This is a genomic window from Chryseobacterium electrogenes, from assembly GCF_053553015.1.
Genome location: NZ_JBNPPB010000002.1, coordinates 2,388,115 through 2,404,610 on the forward strand (window position 1 = coordinate 2,388,115; position 16,496 = coordinate 2,404,610).

Below are 16,496 nucleotides of genomic sequence, written 5' to 3' on the forward strand. Positions count from 1 at the left end.
GAAAAATGGCACAGATCTTAGACGGACTCAAGGTTTCTAAAGAGGTAAAATTAGAAATCAAAGAAGAAGTAACAAAAATCCTTTCCTCCAAGAGAAGAGCACCACATCTGGTTGCTATCTTAGTAGGGAATAACGGCGCTAGTAAAGCCTACGTCAACAGTAAAGTAAAAGACTGCGAAGAAGTTGGCTTTACCTCATCATTAGTAAAATTTCCGGCCACAGTATCTGAGGCAGAATTGTTAGAAAAAATTGATGAGCTTAACAGATCCAAGCAGATTGATGGTTTTATTGTTCAGTTACCTTTGCCAAAGCAGATTGATCAAGAGAAAATCATTATGGCAATTGATCCAAGAAAAGATGTCGATGGTTTTCATCCAGAAAACTTCGGGAAAATGGCGTTAGAGATGGATACATTTTTACCAGCCACACCGTTTGGGATTTTAACACTTTTAGAACGATACAATATCGAGACTAAAGGAAAAAACTGTGTCATCATAGGAAGAAGTCGTATTGTAGGAAAACCAATGAGTATCTTAATGGGAAGAAAAGATTTCCCTGGTAACTCTACAGTAACCCTTACGCACTCTTATACAGAACATATAGAAGAATATACAAAACAGGCAGATATCGTTATCACAGCATTGGGAGATCCACATTTTTTAAAAGGTGACATGATTAAAAAAGGTGCTGTTATTATCGACGTTGGTATCACAAGAGTAGACGATAACACAGAAAAAGGTTATCATCTTGCTGGCGACGTAGATTTTGATAGTTGTACAGAGAAGGCTAGTTGGATAACACCCGTACCAGGTGGTGTAGGACCAATGACCAGAGCCATGCTGATGAAAAATACGCTCATCGCCTACAAAACATCAGTCTATAACGACTAAATGAAAATGAATAAAGAAGAAGATATTTTATTAAAAGATGGTAAAATGCTCCCTGTCATGGAGCATTTTTACACTTTACAAGGAGAAGGTGCACATACTGGCAAAGCCGCTTATTTCATCCGTCTTGGCGGTTGTGATGTCGGTTGTCATTGGTGTGATGTTAAAGAAAGTTGGGATCCTACACTTCATCCTTTAATGAATGCAGAAACTATTGCAGAAACTGCTGCAAGCTATTGTAAAACCGTTGTACTAACTGGAGGAGAACCTCTTATGTGGAATCTAGAAATCTTAACTTCAAAATTAAAAGAATTAGGATGTACCGTTCACATAGAAACTTCTGGCGCTTACCCAATGTCTGGACATCTAGATTGGATCACATTATCACCTAAAAAAACTGGTCTTCCTTTAGACGAAATTTATAAAAAGGCTAATGAACTGAAAACCATTATATTTAATAATAATGATTTTAAATTTGCTGAGGAGCAAGCATCCAGAGTTTCTGAAAATTGTAAGCTTTACATGCAGTCAGAATGGAGCAAGCGAGATGAAATGTATCCTAAAATCACAGATTACATTTTAGACAATCCTAGATGGCAAGCGTCAGTACAAACACATAAATATTTGAATATTCCTTAAAATAATTAACTTTACGTTTAATTTAATTAAACGGTATGCAAAAACTTCGATATTCTCGATATTTTAAAAGTCTCGCAGTAACACTTGATACTATCATGGTATCATCTGTATTTTTGGTTTTTTATTATCGAAACTTTGATGTTAAATATGATAGTTATATTGTAGAACAAAATCTTTTATCAATAGGCTTACTGTCGCTATTTTGGCTTTTGTTAAGCGGTAGGACCAAGCTATATCATATCCCGAGAAATCTAACATTTACCATTTATATCGAAAGAATTTTTACCCATATTTTCATTTTCTTTATTGGTGTCATCTTATTGGGAAAAGTTAGCAATAATGACTTTCTGAAAACAGAACGTTTCTACCTAGCAACCATGATGATTCTGGTGCTTATCCCAATAAAGAGTTTTATTTTCTTTTTATTAAAGTATATAAGAACTTTAGGTAAAAATCATAGAAACGTTATGTTTATTGGGAGAAGTGTCTCTATTGATATTTTACAAAATATTCTTAATCAAAGAAAAGATTATGGATATAAAATTTTTGATTATCCGCATCAAGAGATTGTAATATCAGAATTGGTTAATTTTTGGAAAAAGAATGGCATACATACACTTTATATGCCTTCGGAAAGTTGTATTAATATAGATTTAGAAAAACAAATTTTTATAGAAACTGAAATTCATAAAGTTAAAATATCAATTGTGCCTAACATGGTTCAAAATAACTTTTTCGAGTATGATCTTAATTATATAGAAGCTTTACCTATATTATCTCAAGCTAAATATCCTCTAGGTTTTTACACTAATTCTATTATAAAGAGAAGCTTTGACTTTCTCTTTTCTGTAATTGTTTTAGTTGGGATATGCAGTTGGTTATTTCCAATTATTGCCTTGCTTATAAGATTAGACAGCAAAGGCCCCGTATTTTTTCTACAAAAAAGATATGGCTATCATGACGAAGTTTTTAATTGTTATAAATTCCGGACAATGGTGGTTAATGACGATTGTACATCTAAAACTACTGAAGTAAATGATAAAAGAATTACTAACTTAGGAAAGTTTCTACGTAAATCTAGCATAGACGAATTTCCTCAGTTTATGAATGTATTCTTAGGAGATATGTCTATTGTAGGCCCAAGACCTCATATGCTAAAAGTAGATGATTATTACAAACCAAAAATCAGTAGATATAGCATTAGAAGTATGGTAAAACCTGGCATTACTGGTCTTGCACAAGTAAATGGACTTCGTGGAGATGAGGGCAATATGGATCTCGGGATGAAAAAAAGAATTCTTGCTGATAATTTCTATGTCAAAAATTGGTCAACTAGTTTGGATATTGTAATTATCCTGAAAACAATTTTCTTAGTAATTGTTGGCGACAAAAAAGCAAGATAATCTCTTTTTGTAAAAATAAAATAGATTAATTTAGCAGAATGTTAAAAAGATTTTTAAAAGCGACAGGAGAATACTTTATTCTGATGAGTAAAGTGTTTCAAAAACCGCAAAAAATACAGGTCTTTATGAAGCTTCTCATGAGGGAGATTTATGACCTTGGCGTTAATTCGTTTGGATTAGTATTGTTCACCTCTTTCTTTGTAGGTGCTGTTGTTGCGATACAGATGTTTAATAACTTTTCAGCTTCTAGTTTTCCAATTCCTTTATCTTTCATTGGTTACGCTACAAAAGTAGTATTGATATTAGAATTTTCTCCTACTATTATTTCGGTAGTTCTTGCAGGAAAAGTAGGCTCTTATATAGCCTCTAGTATTGGCACAATGCGCGTAACAGAGCAGATAGATGCTCTGGATATTATGGGAGTTAACTCTCCTAGTTTTCTTATTATGCCCAAAGTTATTGCCAGCGTTATCTTTAATCCAATATTAATTGCCATAAGTATTTTTGTAGGGATTTTTGGAGGTTATGTAGCTGGTATTGTTACAGATAACTGGTCAAAAGCGGACTATATCACAGGAATCCAAATGTTTATGCCATCATTTTTTATTTGGTATGCATTCTTAAAAACGGCTGTATTTGCAGTATTAATAGCAACAATACCTGCTTATTTTGGATACAATGTAAAAGGTGGTTCTTTAGAAGTAGGACGTGCCAGCACACAAGCGGTCGTATGGACTATTGTATCTGTCATTATTTGTGATTTATTATTAACCCAAATGCTACTAAGCTAATGATTGAGGTAAAAGACTTAAAAAAGAGTTTTGACGGTACGGAAGTCTTAAAGGGTATTTCTACAACCTTCGAGACAGGTAAAGTCAATTTGATAATTGGGCAAAGTGGATCAGGAAAAACGGTATTCCTTAAGAGCTTATTAAATGTTTATGAGCCCACAGCTGGTGCCATTTTATTTGATGAAAGAAATATTGTCAATATGTCCCGAGAAGACAAACAAAGCCTAAGAACAGAAATTGGAACTGTTTTCCAAGGGAGTGCTTTATTTGATTCTATGACCGTCGAAGAAAATATTCAGTTTCCTCTAGACATGTTTACTAATCTTACTTTTAGAGAGAAAAAAAGAAAAGTTTTTGAAGTAATAGGGCGTGTTAATCTAGAAAATGCCAATAAAAAATTTCCTTCAGAAATCTCTGGAGGTATGCAAAAGCGTGTTGCAATAGCCCGCGCTATTGTTAATAATCCTAAATATCTCTTCTGTGACGAGCCTAACTCTGGACTAGATCCTTATACTTCTAATGTGATAGATGATCTATTGATGGAGATTACTAAAGAATATAATACTACAACGATTATCAATACCCATGATATGAACTCTGTAATGACCATTGGAGAAAAAATATTATATCTCCGCTTGGGTGTTAAAGAATGGGAAGGAAATAAAGACCAATTATCAACGGCTCAAAATAAAAACCTAATAGATTTCGTTTATTCATCACAGCTCTTTAAGCAATTAAGACAATTTATGCTAGAGAAGGATCAAAAAAGTTTAACGTAAAAAAGATTATAATATGAAAAAATTAATAAGTTCTTTAGTAATGTTCGCAAGTATAACAGCTTTTTCTCAAGTACAATTTGGGATGAGAGCTAACTTACTTTTTAACACATCATCTGCAAAATGGAGTGATATTAAGAGTACTGCCAACAATGCATGGGAAAGTTCAGGGAAAAGCAATACTGGTTTTAACGTTGGTTTTTCTGCTAAGATAGATTTACCAGTAACTTCAGTTTTTGTTATGCCTGAGATCTATTACACATCTATTAAGAACACATTAGAAATTACGGATGCTAATAGTAAAGTAGAATTAGAAGCTAAAAATAATAGAATTGACGTTCCTGTAATGGTTGGGACCAACATACTAGGAAAAACACTAAGTGCTTTTGTAGGCCCAGTTTTCTCTTATAATCTATCTAAGGATAATACCTTCAATGATTTTAAAGAAAATTCAAGTAAAAACTTTACAGCAGGTTACCAATTAGGTGCTAATGCAACTATTTCTAATTTTGTAGTAAATGCTAGATATGAAGGTGCTTTTTCTAAAGACGAAAGAAAATTTATCAATTATGTTTCTGGCACAGAAGTAAGATATGACAACAGACCTAGCTTCTTTATTCTAGGTGTAGGTTATAACTTCTAGAGTAAAAATTAATTAATAGAAATAAAAAAAATCTGAACTTTTATAAAGTTCAGATTTTTTGTTTATCCTTGTTGATCGTTATTATAACTTTCTCCTTTTGATGCTAATAAAGCTTGTTGTTTTTCGTAAGCTTTTTTCTCTTTTTCTAGTTGCTTAAAGGCGGCTTGTTTTTCTTCTCTTTTTATGGCAGAACCTTTGCTGACATAGCCAACAATACCTCCAGAAATTAATCCTATACCGATACCACAAAGCATCCCATAGATAGAATTAAGATCTATTGCTTTGTTATTCATATAAAACAATAAAGCACCAATCCCAAATAAAAGAAATCCTACAAAAGTTAAACTTTTCATGTTATTATAAAATTTTAATTTTTCTTAGCTATTAACATTTCAAAAAAAGGAAAATAATGTATCTTACATTTATTTTTTACCAGATGCTCTATAAAATTCTAATGCTTTTGGCATTGCTTTTTCTATATCTGCAATTCTGTTTTCTGGATTGGGGTGCGTAGACAAAAATTCTGGTGTTCTGTTACCTGTAGACGCCGCTTGCATGCGTTGCCAGAAGCTTGGCGCTGTCTGTGGATTATATCCTGCAATTGCCATAAGATAAAGCCCCATCTGGTCTGCTTCTAACTCTTGATTACGTCCGTATTTTAAAAGTACTCCTTGTGATGCATAAGGATAGACATCTTTAATAACATTTAATAATTGAGAATTACCTACAGTACCTAGAAGTGATCCTCCATATTGTGCCAACATCGCTTGAGAAATTCTCTCATTACCATGACCTGCTAATGCGTGAGAAACCTCATGTCCCATTACAACTGCTAGACCATCATCATCTTTAGTTATTGGCAAAATGCCCGTATATACTGCAACTTTACCGCCTGGCATACACCACGCGTTAAGTTGATTTTCTTGTATCAGATTAAATTCCCAACTATAATTAGCCAGATCTGCTTCTCTACCGATGCTTGCATAGTATTTTTCGGCAGCCATTTTTATTCTATTTCCAACATTTTTCACTCGGTTGGCATCAGCAGTTCCTACAATTACTTTAGATTTAGAAAGTGTAGTCTTATATTCTTGAGCTGCCATTGAAGAAATCTCAGAGTTATTAGCTATCTGCACCGATGATCTTCCTGTTACTGGATTGGTAACACAGCTTATCATTACAAGGCCTAATAAGCTTACTACTGCATATTTTGTTAATTTCATTTTCTTATTATAAGTTTTTAATACTTTTATAATTTCCTTAAAACAATTATTATTCCAAATATCGTAATTATCTAATCATTATTAGCACTAAATTTGTTGTATAAAGTTAAATTAAAAACTTATGAAAAATTATATATATATCCTATCGAGCATTTTTCTTTTTACAATGACTGCTTGTACAACACAGAATTATCTAAGTACAGATACTGTTAATCAGTTAGTAGAAAAATCAGAGTTTAGCTTTCATGCAAAAAAGGCAATGGTTAACAATATGGATGTCATTAATGTCCTAAATAGTATGCCTGGCGGTGGCGGCGCTTCTAGAGTTACCAACTTGGACGAAGGTTATGGATTTCAAATAAAAAACAACGAAATGAACTCTGCACTACCCTATTTTGGCAGATTATACAATCCATCATCGTATGGTAATAATGATAAAGCAGGCTTTACTTTTGCCTCAAAAGATGCAACTTTTACTAAATCTCAGGGTAGCAAAGGCAAGTGGATATATAAGATTACAGCTAACGATCAATACAATAAGCCAACTTATATTCTAGAAATTTATAAAAATGGAAGTGCGTTTTTATCAATCAATGCTAATGATAGACAACCTATAAGTTATGATGGTTATATCTCAGAATTTAGAAAGATTGATTAGAATTACTAAGTAATTTTTTCACAAAATCTCGTGCTTCAGAACTTGGATTAGCCAATAAATCTGAAGCATTTTTTTTATGTAAATTAAAGGCATCATCTAGATTCTGATCCTTCTTTGCTTGCTCCAGAATGTAAGTCTGTACCCAATACTGAAATCTTTTTTCTGCTTGTTGCTGTCGGACTTCAGAAAATCTACCACTACTCTTTTTCAGATCAACAAAACTATTAATCTTATCGTAAATAGCTTCTAGACCCTCACGTTCTAATGCTGATCCCAATAATACAGGTACTTTCCAATTAGCTTCTTTAGAAGGCAAAAACTGCAGAGCTCGGTTTAATTCTAATTTTGTATTCTTAGCTTTTTGAAGATTTTCGCTATTGACTTTATTAATAAAGATAAGATCTACCATCTCCATAATTCCGCGTTTAATACCCTGTAACTCATCACCACCTCCAATGATCTTCAAAAATAAAAAAACATCGGAAATATCAGCTACCAGCACTTCGCTTTGTCCTACTCCAACAGTTTCTATTAATATATAATCGTAACCAGCTGCTTCGCAAATTAACATGGTCTCAAAAGTAGCATTGGCAACACCGCCTAAAAATCCAGAACTTGGACTTGGCCTGATAAAAGCATTAGCTTCTTTTGCTAAGTCTTCCATCCTTGTTTTATCACCCAGAATACTGCCTTTATTTCTTGTAGAACTTGGATCTATTGCCAATACAGCAACTCTATGATTATTCTTGATAGCCAATTGTCCAAAGCTTTCTATAAACGTTGATTTACCAGCACCAGGCACGCCCGTTATTCCTATTCTCAGAGATTTCCCTGTAAAAGGCATGATTGTTTTTAGGAGTAATTCTGCTTTTTCTCTATGCTCTGGTTTTTTGCTTTCTACCAAAGTAATTGCTTTTCCCAGAAGCCTTTTATCTCCCGATCTTATACCGTTAACTAAAGTTTCTATGGATATATCAACGTTCATTTTCAGAATTTGGAATGTTTATAAATTAAATAAAACCGCTGTAAAACTGGGTTTTAATGTTTACTTTTGAAATAACATCAATGTTCAAAATTAATGAAAAAATACCTATTCACAACCGCTTTTGTTCTTGCATTAGTATATTCTTGTACGTCACAATCTACAAGTAAAAATGCGGCTAAGGTTAATAATCTTGGTGTTTCTAAAGAACAACTAGCAACCGGCGCAGAATTATACAGCGCAAGATGCGGAAAATGTCATGATTTACCTACAATAACTGATTTTTCCGCAAAAGAATGGCAAGCAATTATGGATAGAATGGCTCCAAAAGCGAAGTTAACTGACGAAGAAAAAAATTGGGTTCTTGCTTATGTAAGCTCGAATGCAAAAAAATAACCCGACCAATCACAATTTTTATAAGAAACGCGCAACTCATTATTTGACAAGCGCGTTTTTGTTTTTAGTCACTCTATCATAATTTACAACAACATTTTATCTAATATTTCTACAGCACATTTTGGTAAATTAGTCCCTGGTCCGAAAATATGATCTGCACCATTGGCATACAAAAATTCATAATCCTGTTGCGGAATAACACCTCCCACAACAATTGTAATATCGTCTGCACCTAGTTTTTTAAGCTCTTCTACAACCTGAGGTACCAAGGTCTTATGACCAGCTGCTAAAGATGATACACCCAAAATATGAATATCATTCTCTACCGCCTGCTTGGCAACTTCTTCTGGTGTCTGAAATAAAGGCGCTACATCGACATCAAATCCCATGTCTGCAAAGGCCGTTGCTACAACTTTTGCACCACGATCATGACCATCTTGTCCCATTTTTGCCACCATAATACGAGGTCTTCTACCCTCTTCATCCTCAAATTTTTGTGCTAAAGCAATCGCTTTTTCAAAGTATTCGTTTTTTGTAGCATTCATAGCATATACACCAGAAATAGTTTTAATATTAGCTCTATATCGTCCAAAGCTTTCTTCCATGGCATCTGACATTTCGCCTAAAGTTACACGACGACGTGCGGCTTGTATGCAAAGCGCCAATAGATTTCCTTGTCCTGTTTTAGCAGATTCTCGGATTTGATTTAAGCTATCTTCAACCAAATCATTATCACGAGTTGCCTTAATATGATTGAGTCTATCAATTTGTTTTTGTCTAACGATAGAGTTATCAATATCTAGAATCTCTATTTCATCTTGTTTTAGCTGAGATTTAAAGCTATTAACCCCAATAATAAACTCTTCTCCACTGTCAATTTTAGCTTGTTTGATAGCTGCAGCTTCTTCAATTCTCATCTTAGGAATACCCGCTTCGATGGCTTTGGTCATACCGCCCTCCTTCTCTACTTCGTCAATATATCGCATGGCCTCATCTATCATCTGCTGTGTAAGCGCTTCTACGAGATTAGAACCACCCATAGGATCTACGACATTACAAATACCGCTTTCTTGTTGCAGAATAATCTGTGTATTTCTTGCAATTTTGGCAGAATAATCTGTTGGCAAAGCGATAGCCTCATCCAGTGCGTTGGTATGCAAAGATTGAGTCCCACCTAAAGCCGAAGACAAAGCCTCTATAGCTGTTCTTGTAATATTATTGAAAGGTTCTTGCTCTGTAAGACTCCATCCTGATGTCTGCGAGTGTGTTCTTAAGGCTAATGTTTTCTGATTCTGAGGATTGAATTGCGTTAGCAAATTCGCCCAAATATATCGTGCGGCACGCATCTTGGCGATTTCCATAAAATGATTCATCCCAATTGCCCAAAAGAATGACAAACGCGGTGCAAAATCATCGATGTTCATACCTGCTTTTATACCGGTTTTAACATACTCTAAACCATCTGCCAAGGTATAAGCCATTTCTAAAACAGGTGTTGCTCCAGCTTCTTGCATGTGATAGCCAGATATAGAAATAGAATTAAATTTGGGGATATTTCTTGCCGTATATTCGAAGATATCGGCGATGATTTTCATTGATGGTGTTGGTGGATAGATATAGGTATTACGCACCATAAACTCCTTAAGAATATCATTCTGGATTGTTCCTGATAACAAATCTTGTGTAACGCCCTGCTCTTCTGCTGCAACGATGTAAAATGACAAAATTGGTAAAACAGCACCATTCATCGTCATAGAAACAGAAATCTGATCCAACGGAATCTGGTCAAATAATATCTTCATATCCTCCACAGAATCTATTGCTACACCGGCTTTACCGACATCACCAACTACTCTTGGATGATCAGAATCATAACCTCTGTGCGTTGCCAAATCAAAAGCTACCGACAAACCTTTCTGTCCTGCAGCAAGATTTCTTCTGTAGAAAGCATTAGATTCTTCGGCGGTAGAAAATCCTGCATATTGTCTAATTGTCCAAGGTTTCTGTACATACATTGTAGAATATGGACCTCTGAGATAAGGTACAATTCCGGCAGAGAAATACTTAGATTTTAGCTCACTAGCATCATTAGATGAATATGAAGATTTTAAAGGCAGTCCGTCTTTATCAAAATGATAAATTTCATTTTCAGAATAATTTATTTTGAAATCAGGCTTCTGCGCTATAATTAACTTTCGCATTGTTAAGGATTTATCATCGTAAAAATAAGCTTTTTAAAAGAAATAATATTTGTTAAAGCTATTTACTAGATAAAAATAAAATGACAGCTATTTTTCTTCAGCGTAATACTGACTCAAAAGTTCGTTAGCTCTCTCAAAACAAGAAACCGAAACTTTTAGTTTAACACCTCCGCTTGTTGTATTAAAGAGATTGTATGTATTAGCCAATACATTTCCAAAAATAAAAGATTCTACATTATTGGCTTCTAAAAATGCTTTTATCATTTCTGCTTCTACTTCAGTATTAAATACTTTAAGGATAACTAGTTCCATAATATTAAGATTTTTGGTTAAGAATTGCTTTATTAATATCGTTAATTAGCTTAGGACCTTCATATATAAATCCTGTATAAAGTTGTACCAAACTTGCACCAGCATCTAACTTCTCTAAAGCATCTTCTGCAGAATGTATGCCACCAACGCCAATCACAGGAAAAGCATTATTACTTCGTTCAGCAATAAACCTAATTATTTCGGTAGAGCGTTTAGATAATGGTTTTCCAGAAAGTCCACCCATTTCAGATTTATTCTCCGAAACCAATCCTTCTCTGGACAATGTTGTATTAGTAGCAATAACGCCAGCAATCTGAGTTTCTTTTACGATATCAATAATATCCAACAACTGATCGTCGGTAAGATCCGGTGCTATTTTTAGTAAAATAGGTTTGGGTTTTTCTTTTTTAATATTGCGTTGTTGCAGTGTTCCCAATAACTTTGTTAATGGCTCTTTATCTTGCAAAGCTCGTAAGTTAGGTGTATTAGGAGAACTCACATTAACCACAAAATAATCTACATAAGGAAATAATGCATCAAAGCAGATTGTGTAATCATCTATAGCATCATCGTTTGCGGTATTTTTATTCTTGCCGATGTTACCACCAATCAATACGTTTTTATTGGTTTTCAATCGTTCTACAGCGGCATCTACACCTCCGTTGTTAAAACCCATTCTGTTAATTATCGCAGAGTCTTCTTTTAGTCTAAATAATCTTTTCTTGGGGTTTCCGTCCTGAGCTTTAGGCGTTAAGGTTCCGATTTCTATAAAACCAAATCCAAGATCTGATAACTCATTAAAGAGTTTGGCATCTTTATCAAAACCAGCGGCCAATCCTACTGGATTTTTGAATTTTAGTCCAAACACTTCTCTTTCTAAACGTTGGTCTACAATTGGTTTTGGTAAAAATAGTTTTGAAACAAATCCAAAATTCTTAAGTAAAGAAAATGTAAAATGATGGATATCTTCTGGATCAAATTTAAAGAATAAAGGTCGAATGATGCTTTTGTACATTGGAGAAAAGTTTTACAAAAATAATCATTTTAAACTAACCTTATACTAACCTGAAATATTTTATAAATTTTAAATATAATCTTTCAAGTCAAAGTTAAGAATCTGTCCCGTTCTTATAAACTCCTCATTGACACTTAAGCTAGCATTAATGATAATCCTTTCTTGAGTTATTGGATGATCAAAAGCCAACTGATGTGCATGAAGCATTAATTTGTTCATATCATAGGTTTCTAGCCAAAGCTTATTTTGCTTATTACAACCATAAGAACGACAGCCTAAAATAGGGTGGAGAATATGCTTGAAATGCTTCCTCAATTGATGCATTCTTCCAGTTTCTGGGATGGCTTCTACCAAAGAATATCTAGAGGTAGAATGTGCTCCAAAAGCTAAATCTATTTCTGAAGTCTGTAACCGATGATAATAAGTAATTGCATTTTGGGTAATCTGATTATCATTAGTTAAGTCATAATCTATCGTTTCTTCCTCATCTGTCCAACCGCGAAGAATTGCCAAGTATCTTTTCTCGACTTTTCTATCTGCAAATTGATCGCTCATTATACGAAGCGTTTCTTTATCAAAAGTAAATAATAAAACCCCCGAAGTTTTTCGGTCAAGACGATGAACAAGATGAACATATTGTCCAACCTGAGCACTGAGTTCTTCCGTTGCATAAGTATCTGCTTCTCCTGCATAATAGGACTTATGTACCAATAGTCCACTAGGTTTGTTAATCGCAATAAGATATTGGTCACGATAAAGAATGTCTAACATCTGGCAAAAGTAAAGAAATAAGTAAATATTACTTCTAATAATGAAAGATTAGAGTTCTCTTTTAAAGGTATAATAAAAATCATAAGAAGTCCCTGTAGAATCTCTACTCTCTAATGCAACAAGCTCCCAACCTTCACTACCTAATTGGTTAAGTGTTTTGTCTATCTCGTTGGTATCGTAAGTCTTGCCCCATACACTAGCTGGTTTTATGATGATCGTCTTATACTCAAATCTTCTTCTCATTAATTTTTTTTATAAAAATAATAATAATTCTTAATAAACACACAACTGCGGCCGCGATAGAAGTGGCATCCTTTTTCTAAAAAAAATTGGCAAAGATTTATATAAATAACTGGAAACTTGGATTTTTAGAAAAAGATACAGCGGATAGCGCGAATTGTCCGCCAAAAAAAATTATAAATACAAATTATCCCGAAAAGGCTAGGGGAGTAAGGTGATTGTATTGTCTAAAAATTGCTATTTTTGCAACTCAATCAAAATTATTATGGCAAAACAGGAAGACGTTTTTAAGAAAGTGGTGTCTCACGCGAAAGAATATGGTTTCATTTTCCCTTCTAGCGAAGTGTATGACGGGCTTTCTGCAATCTATGATTATGGACAAAACGGGGCAGAGCTTAAGAACAACATCAAGCAATATTGGTGGAAAGCGATGGTGCAACTTAATGAAAATATCGTTGGGATAGATTCTGCAATTTTTATGCATCCAAGTATCTGGAAGGCTTCTGGTCACGTGGATGCTTTTAATGATCCATTGATTGATAATAAAGATAGCAAAAAACGTTTCCGTGCTGATGTTTTGGTAGAAGATTGGGCGGCTAAGTTAGAAGAAAAAACACAAAAAGAAATTGAAAAGGCAGCAAAGCGTTTTGGAGAATCTTTTGATAAAGCACAATTTGAAGCGACTAATCCACGCGTATTAGAATACCGTGAGAAGCAAAGCGTTGCGCTAAAAAGATTGGCAAGATCTCTAGAAAATAACGATCTAGCCGACGTAAAATCTCTAATTGAAGAGTTAGAAATTGCTGATCCTGATACAGGGTCTAAAAACTGGACAGAAGTAAGACAATTCAACTTGATGTTCGGGACTAAGTTGGGTGCTTCGGCAGATTCTGCAATGGATCTTTACCTAAGACCAGAGACGGCGCAAGGTATTTTTGTTAATTATCTTAACGTACAAAAAACGTCTAGACATAAGTTACCTTTCGGGATTGCACAGATTGGTAAAGCTTTCCGTAATGAGATTGTTGCGAGACAGTTTATCTTCAGAATGAGAGAATTTGAACAAATGGAAATGCAATTCTTTGTACCTCCAGGAACTGAGTTAGAATTCTACGAAGAATGGAAAACGAAACGTCTTAACTGGCACTTGGCTCTAGGCTTGGGTAGTGAAAATTATAAATTTCATGACCACGAAAAGTTAGCACATTATGCTAATGCGGCGGCTGATATTGAGTTTAAGTTTCCATTTGGATTTAAAGAATTAGAAGGCATCCACAGTAGAACTGATTTTGATCTTACTGCACACGAAAAACATTCTGGCAAGAAATTACAATATTTCGATAATGAAAGAAATGAAAGCTACGTGCCTTACGTGGTGGAAACTTCTGTTGGACTAGACCGATTATTTTTAGCTATTTTCTCTAATTGTCTTAAAGATGAAGTCTTAGAAGATGGGTCAGAAAGAACAGTTCTTAGTTTACCTCCTGCATTAGCTCCTGTAAAAGCGGCTATTTTACCATTGATGAAAAAGGATGGGCTAGGAGAGTACGCAGAAAAAATCTTTAATGATCTTAAGTACGACTTCAATCTTATCTATGAAGAAAAAGATAGTATTGGTAAGCGTTACAGAAGAAATGATGCGCTTGGTACGCCTTTCTGTATTACGATAGATCACGATTCTTTAGTAGATGACACGGTAACGTTAAGAGATCGTGATACGATGCAACAAGTACGTGTACCAGTTGCTGATCTGAGAAGAATTATTGATGAAAAAGTGAACTTCAGAACACTTCTAAGCAAGATATAAATTCCTTCAAAAAAAATATTAAAGCATCTTTTATAAGGATGCTTTTTTTGTATGTATCGCTATTTCAGGACTAGACAATAAATAGAAATAAAATATTTCCTAAAAACCTTTCTTTCACAAAAGGTTTTTTTTATTTTTAAAGTCGAAACAAAATACACTACTCATGAAAAAACTTTCTCTGCTTTTCTTATTAGGATCTTCGACTATTTTACAAGCGCAATCTCAAGATTTAACCCAATTGGCATCTGGCGATAATGTCCGTTTTAATGCCATTTACGATAAAAAAGGAGAAAAAGTAGAAGGCTATTTTACATTGTATGACCAAGGAAAAACAGCAGATGATAAAAAGAAATTTGAGTATATTATCTTAGATAAAAACCTTAATAAAGTCGCTAATAAAGAATTTGTAGCAGACAAAACCGTAGCCAATTATCTAGCTTATACTAATGTTAGAGGAAAATTAACGCTTACGCCGCGTTTAGTTTATAATTATTTGCAACTTTCTGGTGGTGCCAAAGCTTTTATTCCGCCTTTGGATAAAGAAGTCGATCTTTCTACCAACGAAATGAAAGACCGCAGTGAAAAGTGCTATGAGGAAGGAAAATTAGTAGATTGTCCATCTGATAAAACATTGAAAGAAGAAAGACAAAAATTAAAAGATGAGAGAAAACAGAAAGGCTTTGTAGAGCGCTCATACGTCTGGGAAACCAAATATGATAACTATCTCGTTATGAAATATGATGATTACAACAAGTTTTCTAAAAATGACAAATTAATACTTTATACGCCAGAAGCTAAAGAAATATGGAGTTTTTCTTACAATAATGATGGTGCAAAAAAAATTGAAGAATCACTTAAAATATTATCTATAGATGAGAACAAAATTATCTCAGTCTTAAATAGAACCGAAAATAAGGAGTCAAAATTCACTTTGATAGTCTTGGATATTAAAACAGGAGAAGTTCTTAAAAAACAAGAATTAGAGCCTCTTTTGGATAAAATTATAGACAAGAAGGCTAAGCAGACCACTCTGCAATATATTTCTACGATGTATACCCAAACTGGAGATATAAATAATAGTAAAAGTTTTGATGATAAATTTGTTCTTGTTGGTAGGATCTATGAGGATTCTGAGGTTAATTATTATAATCTTAACGGTAATGGTTACGTCCGTATGATCGTGGATAAGAAGACTTTGGACGTTACTTTTGATACATTTGATTATGAAAATGATCTTAGTAAATTTATTCCGACAATTAAGTCTAGAGGAAAAATAAGTGGTAGTTATTATCTCGCACCACGTGCATTTTATCTTATGAAAAGCGGTGGTGTAGGCATTTTGACCGAGATGTATAAGGATGAAGGAGCATACAGTGCCAGTAAAAATAAAGATTTTTATTACCTCTATACTGATGAAAATTTCAAATTAATTGGTGCCAGATTAATCCCGAAAGAAGTCTCAAAATTTTCTTCTACCGATTATCTTTTTGCTCAAAATATCAAAAATGGTGATGATGTTGTCTTCTTCTACAAGGACTTAGAAAAGGATGCCAATAATAAAAAAGTGATGAATCTTTATATCAACACATTAATTAATAACCAATTTAAGCAAGAAGTTATCCCTATAGGAACTAAGGAAAATATAATCAGTCCTTATGTTGCAAAAGAAGGTTACATCCTACTGAATGAGACCAATAAAAAAGCAAAATATAACCAAGTTAGATTAGAAAAACTGAATTATTAATAAAAAAA

18 protein-coding genes are annotated in these 16,496 nt (G+C 33.9%); 10 read left to right on the forward strand and 8 right to left on the reverse strand.

The window, feature by feature from the left end:
• Positions 1-5 precede the first annotated feature (5 nt).
• From ACQQ6V_RS10985 to ACQQ6V_RS11010, 6 genes are read left to right on the forward strand one after another with little or no spacing between them, the layout of a single operon-like run.
• Entirely contained in the window at positions 6-890 is an 885-nt protein-coding gene (locus ACQQ6V_RS10985) for a bifunctional 5,10-methylenetetrahydrofolate dehydrogenase/5,10-methenyltetrahydrofolate cyclohydrolase (RefSeq protein ID WP_448845566.1), read from the forward strand.
• Positions 891-896: 6 nt separating this feature from the next.
• Entirely contained in the window at positions 897-1,526 is a 630-nt protein-coding gene (locus ACQQ6V_RS10990; RefSeq protein ID WP_448846200.1) for a 7-carboxy-7-deazaguanine synthase QueE, read from the forward strand.
• A gap of 35 nt (positions 1,527-1,561) precedes the next feature.
• Entirely contained in the window at positions 1,562-2,929 is a 1,368-nt protein-coding gene (locus ACQQ6V_RS10995; RefSeq protein ID WP_448845567.1) for an exopolysaccharide biosynthesis polyprenyl glycosylphosphotransferase, read from the forward strand.
• Positions 2,930-2,967: 38 nt separating this feature from the next.
• Positions 2,968-3,720 (forward strand): MlaE family ABC transporter permease, encoded by a 753-nt coding sequence (locus tag ACQQ6V_RS11000; protein WP_448845568.1) that lies wholly within the window; start codon positions 2,968-2,970, stop codon positions 3,718-3,720.
• A complete protein-coding gene (locus tag ACQQ6V_RS11005; RefSeq protein WP_448845569.1) occupies positions 3,720-4,499 on the forward strand; it encodes an ABC transporter ATP-binding protein in 780 nt (259 codons plus the stop codon). Before ACQQ6V_RS11000 ends, ACQQ6V_RS11005 begins: the two co-directional genes overlap by 1 nt.
• Before the next feature lie 13 nt (positions 4,500-4,512).
• Positions 4,513-5,139, forward strand: a complete 627-nt coding sequence (locus tag ACQQ6V_RS11010; RefSeq protein ID WP_448845570.1) for an outer membrane beta-barrel protein — start codon at positions 4,513-4,515, stop codon at positions 5,137-5,139.
• A gap of 62 nt (positions 5,140-5,201) precedes the next feature.
• On the opposite strand, the gene ACQQ6V_RS11015 is transcribed toward ACQQ6V_RS11010, so the two are convergent.
• On the reverse strand, positions 5,202-5,492 hold the full coding sequence (locus tag ACQQ6V_RS11015) for a hypothetical protein (protein WP_448845571.1): 291 nt from the start codon (positions 5,490-5,492) through the stop codon (positions 5,202-5,204).
• A gap of 69 nt (positions 5,493-5,561) precedes the next feature.
• Entirely contained in the window at positions 5,562-6,362 is an 801-nt protein-coding gene (locus ACQQ6V_RS11020) for a M48 family metallopeptidase (protein ID WP_448845572.1), read from the reverse strand.
• Positions 6,363-6,483: 121 nt separating this feature from the next.
• Here ACQQ6V_RS11020 and ACQQ6V_RS11025 point away from each other — a divergent pair, with 121 nt between their 5' ends.
• Positions 6,484-7,020 (forward strand): DUF4251 domain-containing protein, encoded by a 537-nt coding sequence (locus ACQQ6V_RS11025; protein WP_448845573.1) that lies wholly within the window; start codon positions 6,484-6,486, stop codon positions 7,018-7,020.
• Here the strand turns inward: ACQQ6V_RS11025 and meaB are convergent.
• Positions 7,004-8,005 carry a methylmalonyl Co-A mutase-associated GTPase MeaB gene (gene meaB / locus ACQQ6V_RS11030; protein ID WP_448845574.1) on the reverse strand — a complete coding sequence of 334 codons (1,002 nt, stop codon included), beginning with the start codon at positions 8,003-8,005 and terminating at the stop codon, positions 7,004-7,006. The two genes, ACQQ6V_RS11025 and meaB, sit on opposite strands and share 17 nt — an antisense overlap.
• 93 nt (positions 8,006-8,098) lie before the next feature.
• On the opposite strand from meaB, the gene ACQQ6V_RS11035 reads away from it, so the two are divergent.
• On the forward strand, positions 8,099-8,398 hold the full coding sequence (locus ACQQ6V_RS11035; RefSeq protein ID WP_448845575.1) for a c-type cytochrome: 300 nt from the start codon (positions 8,099-8,101) through the stop codon (positions 8,396-8,398).
• An 83-nt stretch (positions 8,399-8,481) separates the two neighbouring features.
• Here the strand turns inward: ACQQ6V_RS11035 and scpA are convergent, their stop codons facing one another.
• From scpA to ACQQ6V_RS11060, 5 genes are all read right to left on the reverse strand, one after another.
• A complete protein-coding gene (gene scpA / locus ACQQ6V_RS11040) occupies positions 8,482-10,599 on the reverse strand; it encodes a methylmalonyl-CoA mutase (protein WP_448845576.1) in 2,118 nt (705 codons plus the stop codon).
• A gap of 87 nt (positions 10,600-10,686) precedes the next feature.
• Positions 10,687-10,911, reverse strand: a complete 225-nt coding sequence (locus ACQQ6V_RS11045) for a hypothetical protein (RefSeq protein WP_448845577.1) — start codon at positions 10,909-10,911, stop codon at positions 10,687-10,689.
• 4 nt (positions 10,912-10,915) lie between these two features.
• Positions 10,916-11,926, reverse strand: coding sequence for a quinone-dependent dihydroorotate dehydrogenase (locus tag ACQQ6V_RS11050; RefSeq protein WP_448845578.1), 1,011 nt, complete (start codon positions 11,924-11,926; stop codon positions 10,916-10,918).
• 69 nt (positions 11,927-11,995) lie between these two features.
• Positions 11,996-12,697 carry a pseudouridine synthase gene (locus tag ACQQ6V_RS11055; protein ID WP_448845579.1) on the reverse strand — a complete coding sequence of 234 codons (702 nt, stop codon included), beginning with the start codon at positions 12,695-12,697 and terminating at the stop codon, positions 11,996-11,998.
• A 48-nt stretch (positions 12,698-12,745) separates the two neighbouring features.
• Complete coding sequence (locus tag ACQQ6V_RS11060) at positions 12,746-12,940, reverse strand: DUF4177 domain-containing protein (protein WP_448845580.1); 195 nt, start codon at positions 12,938-12,940, stop codon at positions 12,746-12,748.
• Positions 12,941-13,202: 262 nt separating this feature from the next.
• Here ACQQ6V_RS11060 and ACQQ6V_RS11065 point away from each other — a divergent pair, with 262 nt between their 5' ends.
• On the forward strand, positions 13,203-14,744 hold the full coding sequence (locus tag ACQQ6V_RS11065) for a glycine--tRNA ligase (protein ID WP_448845581.1): 1,542 nt from the start codon (positions 13,203-13,205) through the stop codon (positions 14,742-14,744).
• A gap of 163 nt (positions 14,745-14,907) precedes the next feature.
• The gene (locus tag ACQQ6V_RS11070; protein WP_448845582.1) at positions 14,908-16,488 is read left to right on the forward strand and encodes a hypothetical protein; all 1,581 of its coding nucleotides are present in this window, start codon (positions 14,908-14,910) and stop codon (positions 16,486-16,488) included.
• Positions 16,489-16,496: the final 8 nt, after the last annotated feature.